Source organism: Lysobacter stagni (genome assembly GCF_030053425.1).
Taxonomy (GTDB): domain Bacteria; phylum Pseudomonadota; class Gammaproteobacteria; order Xanthomonadales; family Xanthomonadaceae; genus Lysobacter_J; species Lysobacter_J stagni.
Map to the genome: position 1 here is coordinate 1,394,585 of NZ_JASGBI010000001.1, position 16,184 is coordinate 1,410,768.

The 16,184-nt window shown below is 67.7% G+C and carries 15 protein-coding genes; 13 read left to right on the plus strand and 2 right to left on the minus strand.

The window, feature by feature from the left end; all coding sequences use genetic code 11:
- Nucleotides 1-45: 45 nt before the first annotated feature.
- Nucleotides 46-1,101, minus strand: a complete 1,056-nt coding sequence (locus tag QLQ15_RS06235) for an FkbM family methyltransferase (RefSeq protein ID WP_283211967.1) — start codon at nucleotides 1,099-1,101, stop codon at nucleotides 46-48.
- 205 nt (nucleotides 1,102-1,306) lie between these two features.
- On the opposite strand from QLQ15_RS06235, the gene QLQ15_RS06240 reads away from it, so the two are divergent.
- From QLQ15_RS06240 to QLQ15_RS06265, 6 genes are all read left to right on the plus strand, one after another.
- Nucleotides 1,307-3,259, plus strand: coding sequence for a M1 family metallopeptidase (locus tag QLQ15_RS06240; protein ID WP_283211968.1), 1,953 nt, complete (start codon nucleotides 1,307-1,309; stop codon nucleotides 3,257-3,259).
- Nucleotides 3,260-3,265: 6 nt separating this feature from the next.
- Nucleotides 3,266-4,234 carry an alpha/beta fold hydrolase gene (locus tag QLQ15_RS06245; RefSeq protein ID WP_283211969.1) on the plus strand — a complete coding sequence of 323 codons (969 nt, stop codon included), beginning with the start codon at nucleotides 3,266-3,268 and terminating at the stop codon, nucleotides 4,232-4,234.
- Nucleotides 4,231-4,956 carry a hypothetical protein gene (locus QLQ15_RS06250; RefSeq protein ID WP_283211970.1) on the plus strand — a complete coding sequence of 242 codons (726 nt, stop codon included), beginning with the start codon at nucleotides 4,231-4,233 and terminating at the stop codon, nucleotides 4,954-4,956. The genes QLQ15_RS06245 and QLQ15_RS06250 overlap by 4 nt, the downstream gene beginning before the upstream one ends.
- On the plus strand, nucleotides 4,953-5,699 hold the full coding sequence (locus QLQ15_RS06255) for a glycoside hydrolase family 25 protein (protein ID WP_283211971.1): 747 nt from the start codon (nucleotides 4,953-4,955) through the stop codon (nucleotides 5,697-5,699). The genes QLQ15_RS06250 and QLQ15_RS06255 overlap by 4 nt, the downstream gene beginning before the upstream one ends.
- Entirely contained in the window at nucleotides 5,696-5,938 is a 243-nt protein-coding gene (locus QLQ15_RS06260) for a hypothetical protein (RefSeq protein ID WP_283211972.1), read from the plus strand. The genes QLQ15_RS06255 and QLQ15_RS06260 overlap by 4 nt, the downstream gene beginning before the upstream one ends.
- Before the next feature lie 163 nt (nucleotides 5,939-6,101).
- Nucleotides 6,102-6,569, plus strand: a complete 468-nt coding sequence (locus QLQ15_RS06265) for an aminoacyl-tRNA deacylase (RefSeq protein WP_283211973.1) — start codon at nucleotides 6,102-6,104, stop codon at nucleotides 6,567-6,569.
- A gap of 64 nt (nucleotides 6,570-6,633) precedes the next feature.
- Here the strand turns inward: QLQ15_RS06265 and QLQ15_RS06270 are convergent, their stop codons facing one another.
- On the minus strand, nucleotides 6,634-7,566 hold the full coding sequence (locus QLQ15_RS06270) for a carbohydrate kinase family protein (protein ID WP_283211974.1): 933 nt from the start codon (nucleotides 7,564-7,566) through the stop codon (nucleotides 6,634-6,636).
- 263 nt (nucleotides 7,567-7,829) lie between these two features.
- Between QLQ15_RS06270 and QLQ15_RS06275 the strand changes: the two genes are divergently transcribed.
- The 7 genes from QLQ15_RS06275 to QLQ15_RS06305 all read left to right on the plus strand — a co-directional run bounded on the left by QLQ15_RS06275 (nucleotide 7,830) and on the right by QLQ15_RS06305 (nucleotide 16,139).
- Nucleotides 7,830-8,876: a rod shape-determining protein gene (locus tag QLQ15_RS06275; RefSeq protein ID WP_283211975.1), complete on the plus strand. Its 1,047-nt coding sequence runs from the start codon at nucleotides 7,830-7,832 to the stop codon at nucleotides 8,874-8,876.
- Nucleotides 8,877-9,080: 204 nt separating this feature from the next.
- The gene (mreC, locus tag QLQ15_RS06280; RefSeq protein WP_345782415.1) at nucleotides 9,081-10,079 is read left to right on the plus strand and encodes a rod shape-determining protein MreC; all 999 of its coding nucleotides are present in this window, start codon (nucleotides 9,081-9,083) and stop codon (nucleotides 10,077-10,079) included.
- A complete protein-coding gene (mreD, locus tag QLQ15_RS06285) occupies nucleotides 10,076-10,561 on the plus strand; it encodes a rod shape-determining protein MreD (protein WP_283211977.1) in 486 nt (161 codons plus the stop codon). Before mreC ends, mreD begins: the two co-directional genes overlap by 4 nt.
- Before the next feature lie 3 nt (nucleotides 10,562-10,564).
- On the plus strand, nucleotides 10,565-12,631 hold the full coding sequence (gene mrdA / locus QLQ15_RS06290) for a penicillin-binding protein 2 (protein ID WP_283211978.1): 2,067 nt from the start codon (nucleotides 10,565-10,567) through the stop codon (nucleotides 12,629-12,631).
- A gap of 2 nt (nucleotides 12,632-12,633) precedes the next feature.
- On the plus strand, nucleotides 12,634-13,740 hold the full coding sequence (gene rodA / locus QLQ15_RS06295; RefSeq protein ID WP_432277846.1) for a rod shape-determining protein RodA: 1,107 nt from the start codon (nucleotides 12,634-12,636) through the stop codon (nucleotides 13,738-13,740).
- A gap of 102 nt (nucleotides 13,741-13,842) precedes the next feature.
- Entirely contained in the window at nucleotides 13,843-14,991 is a 1,149-nt protein-coding gene (mltB, locus tag QLQ15_RS06300) for a lytic murein transglycosylase B (protein ID WP_432277780.1), read from the plus strand.
- Entirely contained in the window at nucleotides 14,988-16,139 is a 1,152-nt protein-coding gene (locus QLQ15_RS06305; RefSeq protein WP_283211980.1) for a septal ring lytic transglycosylase RlpA family protein, read from the plus strand. The genes mltB and QLQ15_RS06305 overlap by 4 nt, the downstream gene beginning before the upstream one ends.
- Nucleotides 16,140-16,184: the final 45 nt, after the last annotated feature.

Here is a 16,184-nt window from a genome sequence, read left to right on the forward strand (position 1 = left end):
TGGCCGGCGCGGTGACTGAGATGGAAACGGCTGATGCCTGGTCGGTCAGTCGCGGCGGAGGCTACGCCTGAAAGCCCGCAATGGCGCGGTAAGGCGCCAGCTCCGGGAACCCTCCATGTCGCTCACCATCTTCCGGGCCGAAGCGGAGATGACCTCCAATTCATCGACACGACGGTCCGCGGCTTCCAGCGCTGCGGAAAGCTGCGCGATCCTGCGTTCCTGCTCCTCGACCAGGTCCCGATGTGCCGCTGCCGCAAGCAATTCGGACGCGGCTTGATCGAACCGTTGCCTTGCCGGCCCCGTTCGCTGCAGGCGTCGACGCAGGTCTTCGTCGTCAAAGCCGGCCACGATATCCATGTACGCCCATGAGGTCAGGTGGCTGAACATGATGTGGTGACCCTGCTTGCTATCGCGGAAGTCCAGCCACTGGCCGTCCTGGGTGGCATACACGTACGGAAATATCTCCAGTAAACGGTCGCGGAACTCCGGCAGGGGCATCTTCCGCCAGAGGTTGAGGGCGACATAGTTCATCTCCAGCACCACGACAGGCCGATGCGCCTGCAGCATGGCCCGGGCGCCTTCCAGCACCTCAAGCTCGTACCCCTCCACATCCATCTTGACCAGATCGATTCGTTCCGCCCCGAAGCGGCTCACGACATCGTCCAGTCGATGCAGCGCGACCTCGGTGTCGAAGTGGCCCTCGTCGTCGATGGAATGCTTGTCGGCCACAAATGATCCGGACAGGTTGTCCCGCGCGCCCTGCATGTGCACCGATCCACTTTCGGAGCCGAGCGCGAAGTTGTGGAGCGTGACATTGCGCGCAGCGGCAGTCGTCACGTTCTCATCCAATAGTTTGAAGGCGGCAGGAACTGGCTCGACGGCGTTGACCGTTCCTTCGGGTGTCAGCGAGCTGAAGAGTAGTGCCGTGACACCGATGTTCGCGCCGATATCCAGCACGTGAGACGACGGGTCGCACAACGCCGCAAGCAGTGCCGAAGTCGATGGCTCGAACCGTTCGCCCAGGTGCCGCCCGTATTCGCCGTCCGTTGCAATCAGGCACGAACGGTCTCCGACGACGATGCGCTTGTGGGAAACTGGCATTCCACACCTTCCGTCCGTTCCATGGGGAAGTGGCACTGATATCACAGAACCCCATCCCGGACCCTGCGGATCCTGCTGGTCGGCTGCAGCGGCGGGCGGTTTTGGTGCGGGGACGGGACGTTGCCGACCGCTCCGGCGGCGACCCGGCGGTTCATCCGCAGAGGCGCTAAACTCGGCCGCTCACCCGTCCTGTCCGGTCTTTCGCATGCGTCATTCCCTTCTGCCCCTCTGCCTTGTCGCCGCCCTCGCGGCCGGTTGCTCGCGCGATGCCGCGCCCCCGGCCGACACCGCCGCCAAGGAGTCCGCCGCCGTGACCGCCGCCGACCAGAACGTCGCCGAAGTCGACGAGTACTCGTTCTCGCAGCCCGACAAGGTCCGCATCAACGACCTCGCGCTGGAGCTGAAGGTCGACTTCGACCAGAAGCAGCTCGCCGGCAGCGCCACCTACACGCTGGAATGGCTGGACCCGAAGGCCGTGCAGCTGATCCTCGACACGCGCGACATCGCGATCGAGAAGGTCATGGGTGAACGCGCCGACGGCAAATGGGAAGACCTGAAGTTCGCCGTCGCCGACAAGGACCCGGTGCTGGGCAACAAGCTCACCATCCAGGCGCCGTCGCGCAATCCCCGCATCCGCGTGACCTACCGCACCTCGCCGGATGCGTCCGGCCTGCAGTGGCTCACTCCGGAGATGACGGAGGGAAAGAAGTCACCCTTCATGTTCAGCCAGTCGCAGCAGATCCACGCGCGTTCGTGGGTGCCGCTGCAGGACACGCCGCGTGTGCGCTTCACCTACACCGCGCACGTGACCGCACCGAAGGACGCGATGGTGCTGATGAGCGCCGACAACGATCCCAAGGCCGATCGCGACGGCGACTACAGCTTCAAGATGCCGCAGAAGATCCCGTCGTACCTGCTGGCGATCGCCGCGGGCGACCTGGTCTTCCAGCCGATCAGCGAGCGCGCCGGCGTGTGGGCCGAGCCGACGATGGTGAAGAAGGCGGCCACGGAGTTCGCCGACACCGACAAGATGATGCAGACGGCCGAGCGCCTGTACGGCCCGTACCGCTGGGAGCGTTACGACATCCTCGTGCTGCCGCCGTCGTTCCCGTATGGCGGCATGGAAAACCCGCGCCTGACCTTCGCCACGCCGACCGTGATCGTGGGCGACAAGTCGCTGGTGTCGCTGGTCGCGCATGAACTGGCGCACAGCTGGTCGGGCAACCTGGTGACGTTCTCCACGCCGAAGGACAGCTGGCTCAACGAGGGCTTCACCAGCTACGTCGAGAACCGCATCGTCGAGGACCTGTACGGCAAGGAAGCGGCCGACATGGAGAAGGTCATCTCGCGCAACGAGCTGGCCGCCGAGTACAAGGAAATCGATCCCAAGCTGCAGGTGATGGCATTGCGCCCGGGCACGCTGGCCGATCCCGATGGCCAGAGCAGCGCCACCGTCTACACGAAGGGCGCGTGGTTCCTGCAGTTCCTGGAAGAGCGTTTCGGCCGCGAGGCGTTCGATCCGTTCCTGAAGGAGTACTTCAACCACTTCGCGTTCCAGTCGATCCCGACCACGAAGTTCATCGAGTACGCCAAGGCGAACCTGCTGGACAAGTACCCGGGCAAGGTGACCGAGGCCGAGCTGGACGAGTGGATCTACCAGCCGGGCGTGCCCGCCAATGCACCCAAGACCGTCTCGCCGCGCTTCGACGCCGTCGATGCCGCGCGCAAGGCGTGGCTCGACACCGGCACGCTGCCGGCCAAGGACGCGACGGCGAAGTGGAGCACGCAGGAATGGGTGCACTTCATCGACGGCATGCCCGAAACGCTGAAGACCGAGCAGCTGGCCGCGCTGGATGCGGCGTTCCATTTCACCGGCACGCCCAACGGCGAGATCGCGCAGCGCTGGTATCCGCTGGCGGTGCGCAGCGGCTACACGCAGGCCAACGCCGCCGCGGCGGAGTTCATCGCGCGCGTGGGTCGTCGCAAGCTCATCATGCCGACCTACAGCGAGCTGGTGAAAACGCCTGAAGGCCTGAAGCTGGCGGAAGAAACCTTCGCGAAGGCGCGTCCGGGCTATCACCCGATCACCACCGACTCGGTGGAGAAGACGATCGCCAAGGCAAAGCAGGCCGCCACCGGACCTGCGCCGGCGAAGTAAGCGCGCATGCGCTCCAAGCGCCTCACGTACGCGGCCACCCTCGTGGCGGCCGCGTTGTTGTTGGGACTGGGGCTGTTGTGGCGCAACCCGTACGCACTCATCAGCGGCGATTTCACGCGCCAGCGGCTGATGGCGGGGTTGTCGAAGGCGTCCGTCGGCGTCGGTGAGGACCGCTGGGTCTATGCCTACAGTGATGACGCGCCGGACGACGCGCCCACCGTCGTGATGCTGCACGGGTTCACCGGCAGCAAGGAAAACTGGTATCCGGTCGCGCAACGGCTGCATGGACGGTATCGCGTGATCGTTCCCGACCTGCCCGGCTGGGGCGAGAGTGATCGCCGGGCGGGCGCCGACTACGGTTTCGTCGCGCAGGGCGAGCGGGTGATGCGTTTCCTCCACGCGGTGTCAGGCAATCGGCCCGTGGTGCTGCTGGGTCATTCGATGGGCGGTGGCATCGCCGCAGTGGCTGCTGCCGGCCATCCGTCCAGCGTCTCGCACCTGGGCCTGATCGACGCGGCCGGCGTGCGCTTCAACGACAACCGCTTCGGCGAAGAGGTGCTGGCCGGGCGCAATCCCTTCGGCGTGAGCAACCGCCCGACACTGCAGCGCTACCTGGATACGGTGTTCTTCGACCCGAAGGCCCAGCCGTGGATCCCGTGGCCCGCAGATGACATCTACATCGCGCGTCGCCGTGAGGACGCCGCCTTCGAACAGCAGGTGCTGGACCGTATCGGTCGCGGCGACGAACGGTTCATCCCGGGTGAGGTGGCGCGCACGATTCGCCAGCCCACGCTGTTGCTATGGTGCCGGCAGGATGCGGTGATCGACGCCAGCGCGCTGGACCTGTACGCACAACGCATTCCGCAGGCGCGGCGCGTGCTGCTGGACGGTTGCGGCCACATGTCGATTATTGAGAAACCCGATGCGGTCGCGCAGGCCGTGGTCGACCTGATCGAGAAAGGAACCCGACGATGAAGCACTCCGCACTCACGTTCGCCACGCTCACTCTGGCCGGTGCGCTGGCCGCCTGCCAGCCCACGCCGGATCCGAAGGCCGAAGCCGCTGCGCAGGCCGCCGCGCAGGAACAGGCGGCCGGTGCGATGGCGAAGGAATTCGAGGCGGCGTACAGCGCGCAGAACTGGGAGCTGGCCCGCGCGCATGGCGACGTCCTGATGGCCAAATATCCGTCGAGCGCTGCCGCTGCAGGCATCGAGACGCGCTACAACGAAGTGAAGGACAAGGCCACGCAGGCGCGCGAAGCGCGCCGCCTCGCCGCGCTGTGGACCTATCAGTCGCAGCCGGTGGAGAAGGGCGATCAGATCTCGGCGTCGCTCTACGCCAAGGACTACGTGGATACCGACGGTAGCGGCGCGCGTCCGGTGCAGCTGATCTTCCGCGACCGGCCCGACTGGGGTCGCAGCAGCTATCTCGTGCTGGAGAAGGGCGACTTCGACTGCTATGGCGGTTGCAAGGTGAAGCTGAAGGTCGACGACGCCGAGCCGAAGCGTGTCGACGCCAGTCGCCCGAAGACCGATGAGGCCATCGCGATGTTCATCGAGGACGAGATGATGCTGTGGAAGACGGTGAAGGGTGCGAAGGTCATCGCCATCGAATTCCCCGTGAAGGCGGGCGGCACGCGCACGGCGGTGTTCGAAGTCGGCGGACTTGATCCGTCGAAGATGCCGGAGTGGAATTGAGGCGGCACCGCGCGCGAATCCTCCTTGGCGCGCTGGGTACGTCGGCGCTGATCATCGCGTCGGTGTGGCTGTGGTTCCGTACCTGGGAGCCGGACCGCGCGCGTTTTCCGTTGCGCGGCATCGATGTTTCGCACCACCAGGGCGCGATCGACTGGGGCGCGGTGGCTGACGATGACATCGCGTTCGTCTACCTGAAGGCGAGCGAAGGCGGCGACCACCACGATCGCCGCTTCCTCCAGAACTGGGCCGCCGCACGCAATGCGGGCCTTGCGACGGGTGCGTACCACTTCTTCACGTTCTGCCGGCCCGGCGCCGAGCAGGCAGACAATTTCATTGCGCGCGTTCCGGTGACGGACGACGCGCTGCCACCAGCGGTCGACCTGGAGTTTGGCGGCAACTGCGGCCGCGCGCCGACCGCGAAGCAGATGCGCAGCGAGCTGGATGCCTACCTCGCGCGGGTCGAGGCCGCGTATCGCAAGCCGGCAGTGCTGTATGTGACGCCGGAATTCCTGCAGGCGTACCGCGATGCGTTGCCGACGCGCGCGCTGTGGCGTCGCGCCATCGTGCGAACGCCCGATGCGAGCGCGCCGTGGACCGTGTGGCAGTACCACAACCGCGGGCGTGTGCAGGGCATCACTGGTCCGGTGGACCTCAACGTCTTCGTGGCCGACGAGAACGCCTTCGCGCGCTTCAAGCAGCAAACTGCCGTGCCGCTGGCGACCACGCGGGGTGGTGAAGGATGAACACCGCCTACGTCATCGTCGTGGTCAGCACGGTGCTGGTAGTGGGGCTGCACGTGGGCCTGTACTGGAAGATCCGCGGCTGGATGGATCGCGACCTCGCGTTGCGGCTGGCCGGTGAGGATGAAGCCCGGCGTACGTACATGCTGGCGCGCCTCGCGCAGGCGCGTCGCGACGGCGTGCGTCGTCGCGATCTTCCAGCGTGGCTGGAGCGCGTCGCCGGCGAGTACCGCCCCGGCTGAGGTGAACTCCGGCCTGCACGCGCGCCTTACGCGCCGGGCCGTAAGCTCCGTGTCGATGGCGGCGTTCGACCGTGCATCGGGCGGCGCAGCGCAGGAAGCGGCGTCGGTTCCCTTAAGGCGCGGCCGCGAACGGAGCGTGAGCCGGCGCGAGGTGGAGGACGCCATGCTCTCCCCGAAACTGCACAACCTGCTCGACACGGGGCAGGCGCCCTACACGACACTCACGCACCCGCGCACTGTCACCGCGCACGAGACCGCATCGGCGGTACGCGTGGAGGCCAACCATTTCGCCAAGACCGTGATGATCAAGGCCGACGGACGACTGGCGATGGTGGTGATGCCCGCGGCGTATCGCGCGGACCTGTACCGGCTCTCGCTCGCACTCGGCGGGGTGCCGGTGGAGCTGGCGGAGGAGCCGGAATTCCGCGATGCCTTCCCGGATTGCGAACCCGGCGCGATGCCGCCGTTCGGGCACCTATACGGAATGCCGGTGTACATCGATTCGCGCCTGGCGCACCAGGACGAGATCGCGTTCAACGCCGGCAATCACACCGAAGTGGTGCGCATGCCCTACGCGGAGTTCGAACGCCTGGCCGCGCCGGAGATGCTGTGGCTTGCACACATGATGTAGCGGCCCGGAAAAAACGAAACCCCGCGCGATGCGGGGTTTCGTGACGTGCATGCGACGCGCTGAATTACAGTGCGTAACCGAACTGTTGCTTGAACTGTTCGCTGAACTCGTCGATGTCGAAGCGCTGGTTCTGCGTGCCGGGATGTTCGACCTTCAGCGCACCCATCAGGTTGCCCATGCGGCCGATGGTCATCCAGTCGTAGCCCTTCTCGATGCCGTAGATCAGGCCGGCGCGGAACGCGTCGCCGCAGCCGGTCGGGTCGGTCACGCGGCGCTCGTGCGCCGGCGGGATGTGGAAGGTCTTCTCGGCGGTGTGGATTTCGGAGCCGTGCGGACCACGCGTGGTGATGTAGGCCTTCACGCGCTTGACGATGTCGTTCTCGCTCCAGCCCGTGCGTTCCTGCAGCAGGTTGGATTCGTAATCGTTGACGGTGACGTAGTCGGCCAGTTCGATGAAGTGGCGCAGTTCCTCGCCATTGAACAGCGGCATCGCCTGGCCCGGATCGAAGATGAAGGGGATGCTGGCATCGGCGAATTCCGCCGCGTTCTGCAGCATGCCTTCGCGGCCGTCCGGACTGACGATGCCGAACGTCACGCCCTTCACGTCCTTCACGTGGTTCTCGTAGCTGCGCATCATCGCGCCGGGGTGGAACGCGGTGATCTGGTTGTTGTCGTGATCGGTGGTGATGAACGCCTGCGGCGTGAACAGCTCCGGGATGATCTTGACGTGATCCAGCCGGATGCCCTGCTGCTCGAAATGTTCGCGATACGGACCGAAGTCCTGGCCGGCGGTGGCCATCGGGATCGGATCGCCGCCCAGCAGCTTCAGGTTGTAGGCGATGTTGCCGGCGCAGCCGCCGAACTCGCGGCGCATCCGCGGCACCAGGAACGACACGTTCAGAATGTGAACCTTGTCCGGCAGGATGTGGTTCTTGAACTGGTCCGGGAACACCATGATGGTGTCGTAGGCCATGGAGCCGCAGATCAGTGCAGACATCGGAAATCACCTGGGAAAAAGTTCGGCAACCGGGCCAGGAGGCGGTCGCGGGAGGATTCGGGACGGGCGGCCCGGGGCCGCGCGGGCGCTAGGGTAGCCGCTGGGACGGCAGGCGGCCAGCGGGGAACCGTTCAGGTGACGGGGCGCGGCACGAAGTGCCCGGATTTGCAGGTTTTTTCCTTGCTCGACAAGGGGGGCGTTGTTAGGCTAGCGAACCCCTCACGCGCCCCTCACGCCCCCACCATTTAACGGCCGATCCCTCGATGTTCAAGAAGTTTCGCGGCATGTTTTCCAACGACCTGTCCATCGACCTGGGCACGGCGAACACCCTCATCTATGTCCGCGGCCAGGGAATCGTCCTGAACGAACCGTCCGTGGTCGCGGTCCGACAGGACCGTCTGATCGGCGGCAACCGTACGGTGGCCGCAGTCGGCAGCGAGGCCAAGATGATGCTCGGGCGCACCCCGGGCCACATCACCACGATCCGCCCGATGAAGGACGGCGTCATCGCCGACTTCACCTACACGGAGGAGATGCTCAAGCACTTCATCCGCAAGGTGCACAAGTCGCGCTTCCTGCGGCCGAGCCCGCGCGTGCTGGTCTGCGTGCCCTGCGGTTCGACCCAGGTCGAGCGCCGCGCGATCAAGGAATCGGCCGAAGAGGCCGGTGCCCGCGAGGTCTACCTGATCGAAGAGCCCATGGCGGCCGCCATCGGCGCCGGCATGCCGGTGACCGAAGCCCGCGGCTCGATGGTCGTGGACATCGGCGGCGGCACCACGGAAGTGGCGGTCATCGCGCTGAACGGCATCGTCTACTCGGCCTCCGTCCGCATCGGCGGCGACCGTTTCGACGAATCGATCATCAGCTACGTGCGCCGCACCTACGGCACGCTGATCGGCGAAGCCACCTCCGAGCGCATCAAGATCGAGATCGGCTGCGCGTACCCGCAGCAGAAGGCCTCGTCGGTGGAAGTCTCCGGCCGCAACCTCGCCGAGGGCGTGCCGAAGATGATCACCATCAACTCGAACGAAGTGCTCGAGGCCCTGCGCGAACCGCTGGCCGGCATCGTCTCGGCGATCAAGCTGGCGCTGGAGCAGACCCCGCCGGAACTGTGCGCCGACGTCGCCGAGCGCGGCATCGTGCTGACCGGTGGTGGCGCACTGCTGCGCGACCTGGACCGCCTGATCAGCGAGGAGACCGGCCTGCACGTGCAGGTGGCGGACGACCCGCTGACCTGCGTGGCCCGCGGTGGCGGTCGTGCGCTGGAACTGGTCGACATGCACGGCAACGAGTTCTTCGCGCCGGAATAAGGCGCTTGCAGGCGGTATCGGGGACGCGGGGACACGGAACAATGGGCAGGGCCGCCAACGGCGGCCTTGCGCGGGATTCGCGTTCCATCCGCCTGCGGCCACGGCGCCCCCGTTCCAGATCCAACCCTCCCGCCACCCTTTCCGTTTTCCTGGCCCATCGTGCCCACCTACGCCGGTCCTCCCAGTTCCGCACGCACCGGTGACGTGGCTGGCACGCTCAAGCTGCTCGCCTATCTGGCGCTGGCCGTGGTGCTGATCGTGCTCGACCACCGCGGCGGATGGCTGACGCAGTTCCGTCGCCAGACCACGCTGCTGGTGCAGCCGTTGTGGATGGTGGCCGGCTGGCCGGGTCGTGTGGTCGAACGTGTGCGCGACGATGCCGGCACGCTCAGCCAGCTCAGCGACGAGAACGGTCGCCTGCGCAACGAACTGATGCTCAACCAGGCGCGCATGGCGCGCCTGCAGACGCTGGCGGCGGACAACGCGCGCCTGCGCGGCCTGCTCGACGCGGCCGATCGCGGCAAGCTGGAAGTGGTGCTGGCGCCGATCCTCGACATCGACCTGGACCCGACGCGTCAGCGCCTGGTGCTGGATGCCGGCACGCGCGACCGCGTCACCGTGGGGCAGAACGTCATCGACGCCGGTGGCCTGCTCGGGCAGATCATCGCGGTGACGCCGATGTACGCCAACGTGCTGCTGCTGACCGATCCCTCGCACGCGGTGCCGGTGGCGGTCGCGCGCAACGGCGTGCGTCTGGTCGTCTACGGCGAGGGCCGCAGCGATGTGCTGCGCCTGACCAGCGTGCCCTTGTCGAGCGACGTGAAAGTGGGCGACGTGCTGGTGACCTCGGGTCTGGGCGGCCGTTTCGCGCCGGGGTTTCCGGTCGGCACCATTGCCGCGCTGCGACCCGACGACAGCCGCGCTTTCCTCGTGGGCGAGGTGAAGCCGGCGGCGCAGCTGGATCGCGGCCGCGAAGTGCTGGTGCTGCTGTCCACGCCGAGCCCGCTGCCCGGCGCGACGGCGTTCAATGCCAGCGAAGGTGCGCCCGCCACTGCAGCGCCGGCCAATGGGGCTGCAACGCCGTCCGCGCCTGCCGGCAACGCCGCGGGTGCGGCGCCTTCGACGCAACGCATGCCGTCGGCAGCGTCGCCGGCGCGCACACCGCCGCAGCAGGCACAGCCCAACACGGAGGGACGCCGATGACCCGCGCCCGTCCGCAATGGGTGCTGCCGCTGAGCCTGGTGGTCGCCCTGTTCCTCGGCCTGCTGCCGCTGCCGCCCGTCCTGCAGCCCCTGCGCCCGTACTGGCTGGCGCTGGTGGTGGCCTACTGGGTCATCGAAGAGCCCGATAACGTCGGCCTGGGCATGGCCTTCATCATCGGCCTGGTCGGCGACCTGGTGTACGGCGGGCTGTTCGGCGAACAGGCGCTGCGGCTGGTGGTGATGGCGTACATCCTGCAGCGCTTCCGCGCGCGACTGCGGTTCTTTCCGATGTCGCAACAGGCCGTCGCCATCGGCGGCCTGCTGATCAACGACCGCATCGTCACCGCCGCGATCCATCTCGCCATCGGCGAGCCCACGCTGCCAGCGTCGTTCTGGCTGGCGCCGCTGTCCGGCCTGCTGCTGTGGCCACTGGTGTACCTGGTGCTCGATTCCCTGCGCCTGGGGCGCTGGAAGGGTCGCTGAGTCATGGCCCTGGGTCCGCGCCGCCGCGTCATCAAGAACAGTGCCGCCGAAGCCAACCAGTTCCGGTTGCGCTCGGCGTTCGCGTTCGTCTGCGTGCTGGTGGCGCTGGCGGGGCTGGGCTTCTGGTACTTCCGCCTGCAGGTGCTGCAGCACGCCGACTACGCCACGCGCTCGGAAGCCAACCGAATCAAGCTGCGCCCGGTGGTGCCGGGGCGCGGGCTGATCCTGGACCGCAAGGGCCGGGTGCTGGCCGACAACGTGCCGGCGTACCGCATCGAAGTGACGCCGTTCGAGGCGGGCAAGTCCGAGACCTGGCTGCCGTCGCTGTCGAAGATCATGGCGCTGACGCCGGAAGACATCGCGCGCTTCGAGGACGAGCGCCGCGCGACCCGTGGCTTCAAGCCGATCACGCTGAAGCTGCGCGTGACCGAGGACGAGGCCGCGCGTTTCGCCGTGGATCGCTGGCGCTATCCGGGCATCGACCTGGTGCCCTACCTCAACCGCCGCTATCCCTACGGCGAACTGCTCTCGCACGTGATCGGCTACGTCGGCCGCATCGACGCGGACGACCTGAAATCGCTGGGCGAGGGCGGGGCCGCGCTCACGCACATCGGCAAGACCGGCCTTGAGCGCTATTACGAGGACGCGCTGCGCGGCAAGGTCGGCTACGAGCAGATCGAGACCAACGTCGATGGCCGGCCGATGCGCCAGGTCGGCCACGTGCCGGCCACGCCCGGCGCGGACCTCAAGCTGAGCATCGACCTGGACCTGCAGCAGGCGATGGTCACCGCGTTCGGCGACATGGACGGTTCGGCCGTGGCGATGGACCCGCGTACCGGCGAGATCCTCGGCATGGTGAGCCTGCCGGGCTACGACACCAACCTGTTCGTCAACGGCATCTCCAACGTCGACTACCGTGCGCTGATGGACAACCCCTCGCGCCCGTTGTTCAACCGCAACGTGCTGGGCGGCGGGCCGCCGGGTTCGACGGTGAAGCCCTTGATCGCCCTGGCCGGCCTGGACAGCGGCCTGCGCAGGCCCGAGGACAAGGTGTTCTCGACCGGCACCTTCTACATCCCGGGACAGAAACGCGGCTGGCGCGACGCGCACGGCGGCGCCGGCTGGACCGACCTGCGCAAGTCGATCGCCGCCTCGGTGAACTTCTACTACTACAAGCTCGCCTACGAGATGGGCATCGAGCGCTTCGACCAGTACATGCGCAAGTACGGGTTCGGCGATCGCACCGGCATCGATCTGTCCGGCGAGAACAAGGGCGTGGTGCCGTCGCCGCAGTGGAAGCGCACGCGCAGCAAGGAACCGTGGTACGCCGGCGAGACCGTCAACGCCGGCATCGGACAGGGCTACTGGATCGCCACCGTGCTGCAGCTGGCGCGCGGTACGGCGGCGATCGCCAATGGCGGCAACCTGGTGCGGCCGCACCTGGTGGCCGAGCGCCGCGACGGCTACAACGCGCCGTGGACGCCGCTGCCGCAGGACCCGCCGCCGCGCATCACCGACAACCCGGACAACCTGCGCGCGGTGCAGGAAGGCATGATCCAGACGATCCACGGCGCTGGCGGCACCGGCCGCGCGATGGCGATCGGCGCGCCTTACATGATGGCCGGCAAGACCGGTACCGCGCAGAAGATCAGCCGCAAGGGCAACGTCAGCTTCGACCCGCATTCGCTGCCGTACAACCTGCGCCACCAGGCGCTGTTCGTCGGTTACGCACCGGCGGAGAACCCGACCATCGCGGTGGCGATCTCGGTCGAACACGGCGGCTTCGGCGGCAGCACCGCCGCGCCGATCGCGCGCAAGATCTTCGACGCCTGGCTGCTGGGCAAGATGCCCGATCCCGTTCCCACTGATCCCAAGTACGTGCGTCCGCAAATGCCGCACGCCGAGCCGATCGCGCCGGTCGCGCAGGCCGCCGCGGTGCCTGCGACCACGGCGCCGGCCGTCGCTGTCCCGGCAGGCGCTGCCACGCCGGTTGCCTCGCCACCGGCGCAGCAGCCGCAGCCACAGCCGCCCGCAACGCCCGAAACTCCAGCGCAGGAGCCAGTCCGGTGAGGATGATCCTGCGCTGGTTGTTCGACCTGCTCGTGCGCTTCGTGCGCACGCTGGATCTGCCGCTCGTTGGGGCGCTGCTGGCCCTGATGGCCATCGGCCTGGCGGTGCTGTACAGCGCCGCCGACCACTCGATGGGACTGGTCGTGCGCCAGGGCGCGTTCTTCGCGGCGGGCCTGGGCGTGATGTGGGCGCTCTCGCGCATCCCGCCCAACCAGCTGCGCAACTGGACACCCATCGTGTTCGCCGGTTCGTTGATCCCGCTGATGCTGGTGCTGCTGATCGGTACGGGCAAACACGGTCGCCACTGGATCAACCTGGGCGTGGTGTTCGTGCAGCCTGCGGAGCTGCTCAAGCTGAGCCTGCCGATGATGGTGGCGTGGTACCTGGACCGGCAGGCGTTGCCGCCGCGGTTCCGCACCGTCGTGGTGGCGGCGGTGCTGATCGCCGTGCCGACCGGCCTGATCCTGCTGCAGCCCGATTTCGGTACCGCGATGCTGGTGGCGATGAGCGGCGCGTTCGCGCTGTACCTGGCGGGGCTGCCGTGGTGGTGGTTCGGCATGGCGTTCGGCGCCGTCACCGCCATCGCGCCGGTGGCGTGGTTCTGGCTGCTGAAGCCGTACCAGAAGGACCGCATCCTGACCTTCCTCAATCCCGAGTCCGATCCGCTCGGCACGGGCTGGAACATCATCCAGTCCAAGATCGCCATCGGCGCCGGTGGCCTCACGGGCAAGGGTTGGGGGCAGGGCTCGCAGTCGCATCTGAACTACCTGCCCGAGCACACCACCGACTTCATCTTCGCCGTGCTGAGCGAGGAATTCGGCTGGATCGGCGTGGGCACGGTGCTGGCGCTGTACCTGTTCGTGATCGGCCGCTGCCTGTGGATCGCCGCGGAAGCCCGCGACGGCTACTCGCGCCTGATCGCCGGCGCGCTTGGCCTGGCGTTCTGCGTGTACGTCATCGTGAACGGCGGGATGATCTCCGGCCTGCTTCCGGTGGTGGGCGTGCCGATGCCGCTGCTGAGCTACGGCGGTACCTCGGCGGTGTCGTTGCTGGCCGGCCTGGGCGTGGTGATGGCTGTACGTGCGCACCGCCCCATCTATGCGCGCTGAGGCGCGTTCAGGCGGCGGTCCGCGGGACGAAGCTGACTCGCGTCCGATCGCCGCATGAACACGCGGTTTTGGCCTCTGATGACGCGTGCTACCCTCGCGTCGATGACCCGACGCCACCTACCCCGTAGCGCCGTGATCAGCGCGCTCCTGTTCGCGTTGGCCGGCTGCGCCACCCAGGCCTCGGCGCCCGGCCAACACACGTCCACCCCGACTGCTTCCGCCACGCGGGATCCGGGCACGCCGGCGTTGCCGGCGCCGGTGACTTCCCAGCCGATCAATCAGGCCCGCGCCGCGTTCGTGCGCGAGACGGCCGCCCAGTACGGGATCGATCCGGCGTACATCGAATCGGTGCTGGCCAAGGCGCAGATCCGCGATGCCATCGTCGCGGCGATGTCCAAGCCCGCCGAAGCGAAGCCCTGGCGCGACTACCGCCCCATCTTCATCACCCAGGCACGCATCGACGGCGGTCGCGAGTTCCTCGCCCAGCACCGCGACGCGCTGGCGAAGGCCGAGGCGACGTACGGCGTGCCGGCGCAGGTGATCGTCTCGATCATCGGCGTGGAGACCAACTACGGCCGCAACACCGGGTCCTACCCGGTGCTGGACGCGCTGTACACGCTGGCCTTCGCCTATCCGCGCACGGGCGACCCTGCCAAGGCCGACCGCGAGAACCGCCGTGAGGCGTTCTTCCGTGGCGAACTGGCGCAGCTGTTCGCGCTGGGCAAGGAAACCGGGCTGGACATCACCACCCTGACCGGCAGCTACGCCGGTGCGATGGGCTGGGGGCAGTTCATGCCGTCCAGCTACCGCGAGTTCGCGGTCGACGGCGACGGCGACGGCAAGCGCGATCTGTTCAACAACCTGGACGACGTCTTCGCCTCCATCGCCAATTACTTCGTGAAGAAGGGCGGCTGGGTGCGTGGCGGTCCGGTGACCGTGCGCGCCAACGCGGCCGCCAACGCGCAGCCGATCGAGCCGGAAAACCTGGACCCCGTGTACACGATGGCCGACCTGGCCGCGCGCGGCTTCCGCCCGCTCACGCCAGTGACGCCCGCGGACCAGAGCGCCACCGTGGTCAACCTGGACGGTGACGCGGGGCCGGAATACTGGTTCGGATTCCGCAACTTCTACGCGATCACCCGCTACAACATCTCCAAGCACTACGCGATGGCGGTGTACCAGCTCAGCGAGGCGATCGCCGGTCGCGACGTGCCGGTCGCCGCCACGCCCACCGGAGCGCCCGCCGCATGATCGGCCGGTCTCTCCACGGCATCGCCGCCCGCGCCTGCGCGGTCGCGCTGGTCCTGGGGTTGGCGGCGTGTGCGAGCGCGCCGAAGAAGTCGTCGTCCGAGGCGGTCGCCATGCCCGACCGCGATGGCGTGCATCACAGCCCGCTGTCGGGTGGCAAGAAGAAGTCCCCATACGCCCCGGCGCAGGAAGATCCGCGCACGCGTGGCAACTACACGTCCGGCGGCCTGTACAAGCCCGGCGTCGCCGACAGCACGCCGGACCACGTCCCCGACGTGGATGCGATTCCGGAACCCGAGGTCACCAGCGAACCGCGTTCGGCCATCGGCAACCGGCCCAACTACTCGGTGCTCGGCAAGAAGTACCACGTGCTCGACAACCCCAGGGGTTATGTCGAGCGCGGCACGGCGTCGTATTACGGCCAGAAATTCCACGGCCGACGCACGTCCAACCTGGAGGTGTACGACATGTACGCCTTCACCGCCGCCCACAAGACCCTGCCGCTGCCCAGCTTCGCCCGCGTCACCAACCTGGACAACGGCAAGAACGTCATCGTGCGCGTGAACGACCGCGGCCCCTTCCACGATGGCCGCCTGATCGACCTCAGCTACGCCGCCGCGGTGAAGCTGGGCATCACCCAGCGCGGCACGGGGCGCGTCGAAGTGCGCGCGCTGACGCCGGGCGAGGACGCCCCGCAGGTCGCCGTCACGCCTGCCGTGCAGGCCGAGCCCGCGAAGCCGGCCACCGCGATGGACCGTCTGGTCGCGGCCATGCCCATCGCCAGCGCGAAGGCGGGGGAACTGCCGCCCGGCGTGCGCATCGCCACGGGCAAGCCGGCCGTCATCGGTGTCGTCACCGCGCCCGTGGCTCCGGCCGCGCAGATACCCGCGACGCCCGTGCCTGCCATTGCGGCCGGCGAAGGCGACATCGTGCTGCAGGTCGCCAGCTTCACCGCCCGCGCCAATGCCGATCGGGCTCTTACGCGACTGCGTGAGGCCGGCATCGACACCGCGCGACTCACCGACGCCAGCGCCAATGGCCAGACCATCTGGCGCCTGCGCGTGGGCCCCCTGCAGGCTGAGCAGGCTCCGGAACTCGCGGCCCGTATCGCGGGTCTGGGTTTCGGCCAGCCGCAGCGCGTCCGCGACTAGAATTTGTCCCACCACCGTTTTGACCGGCCGGTACCGCCCCGGCCT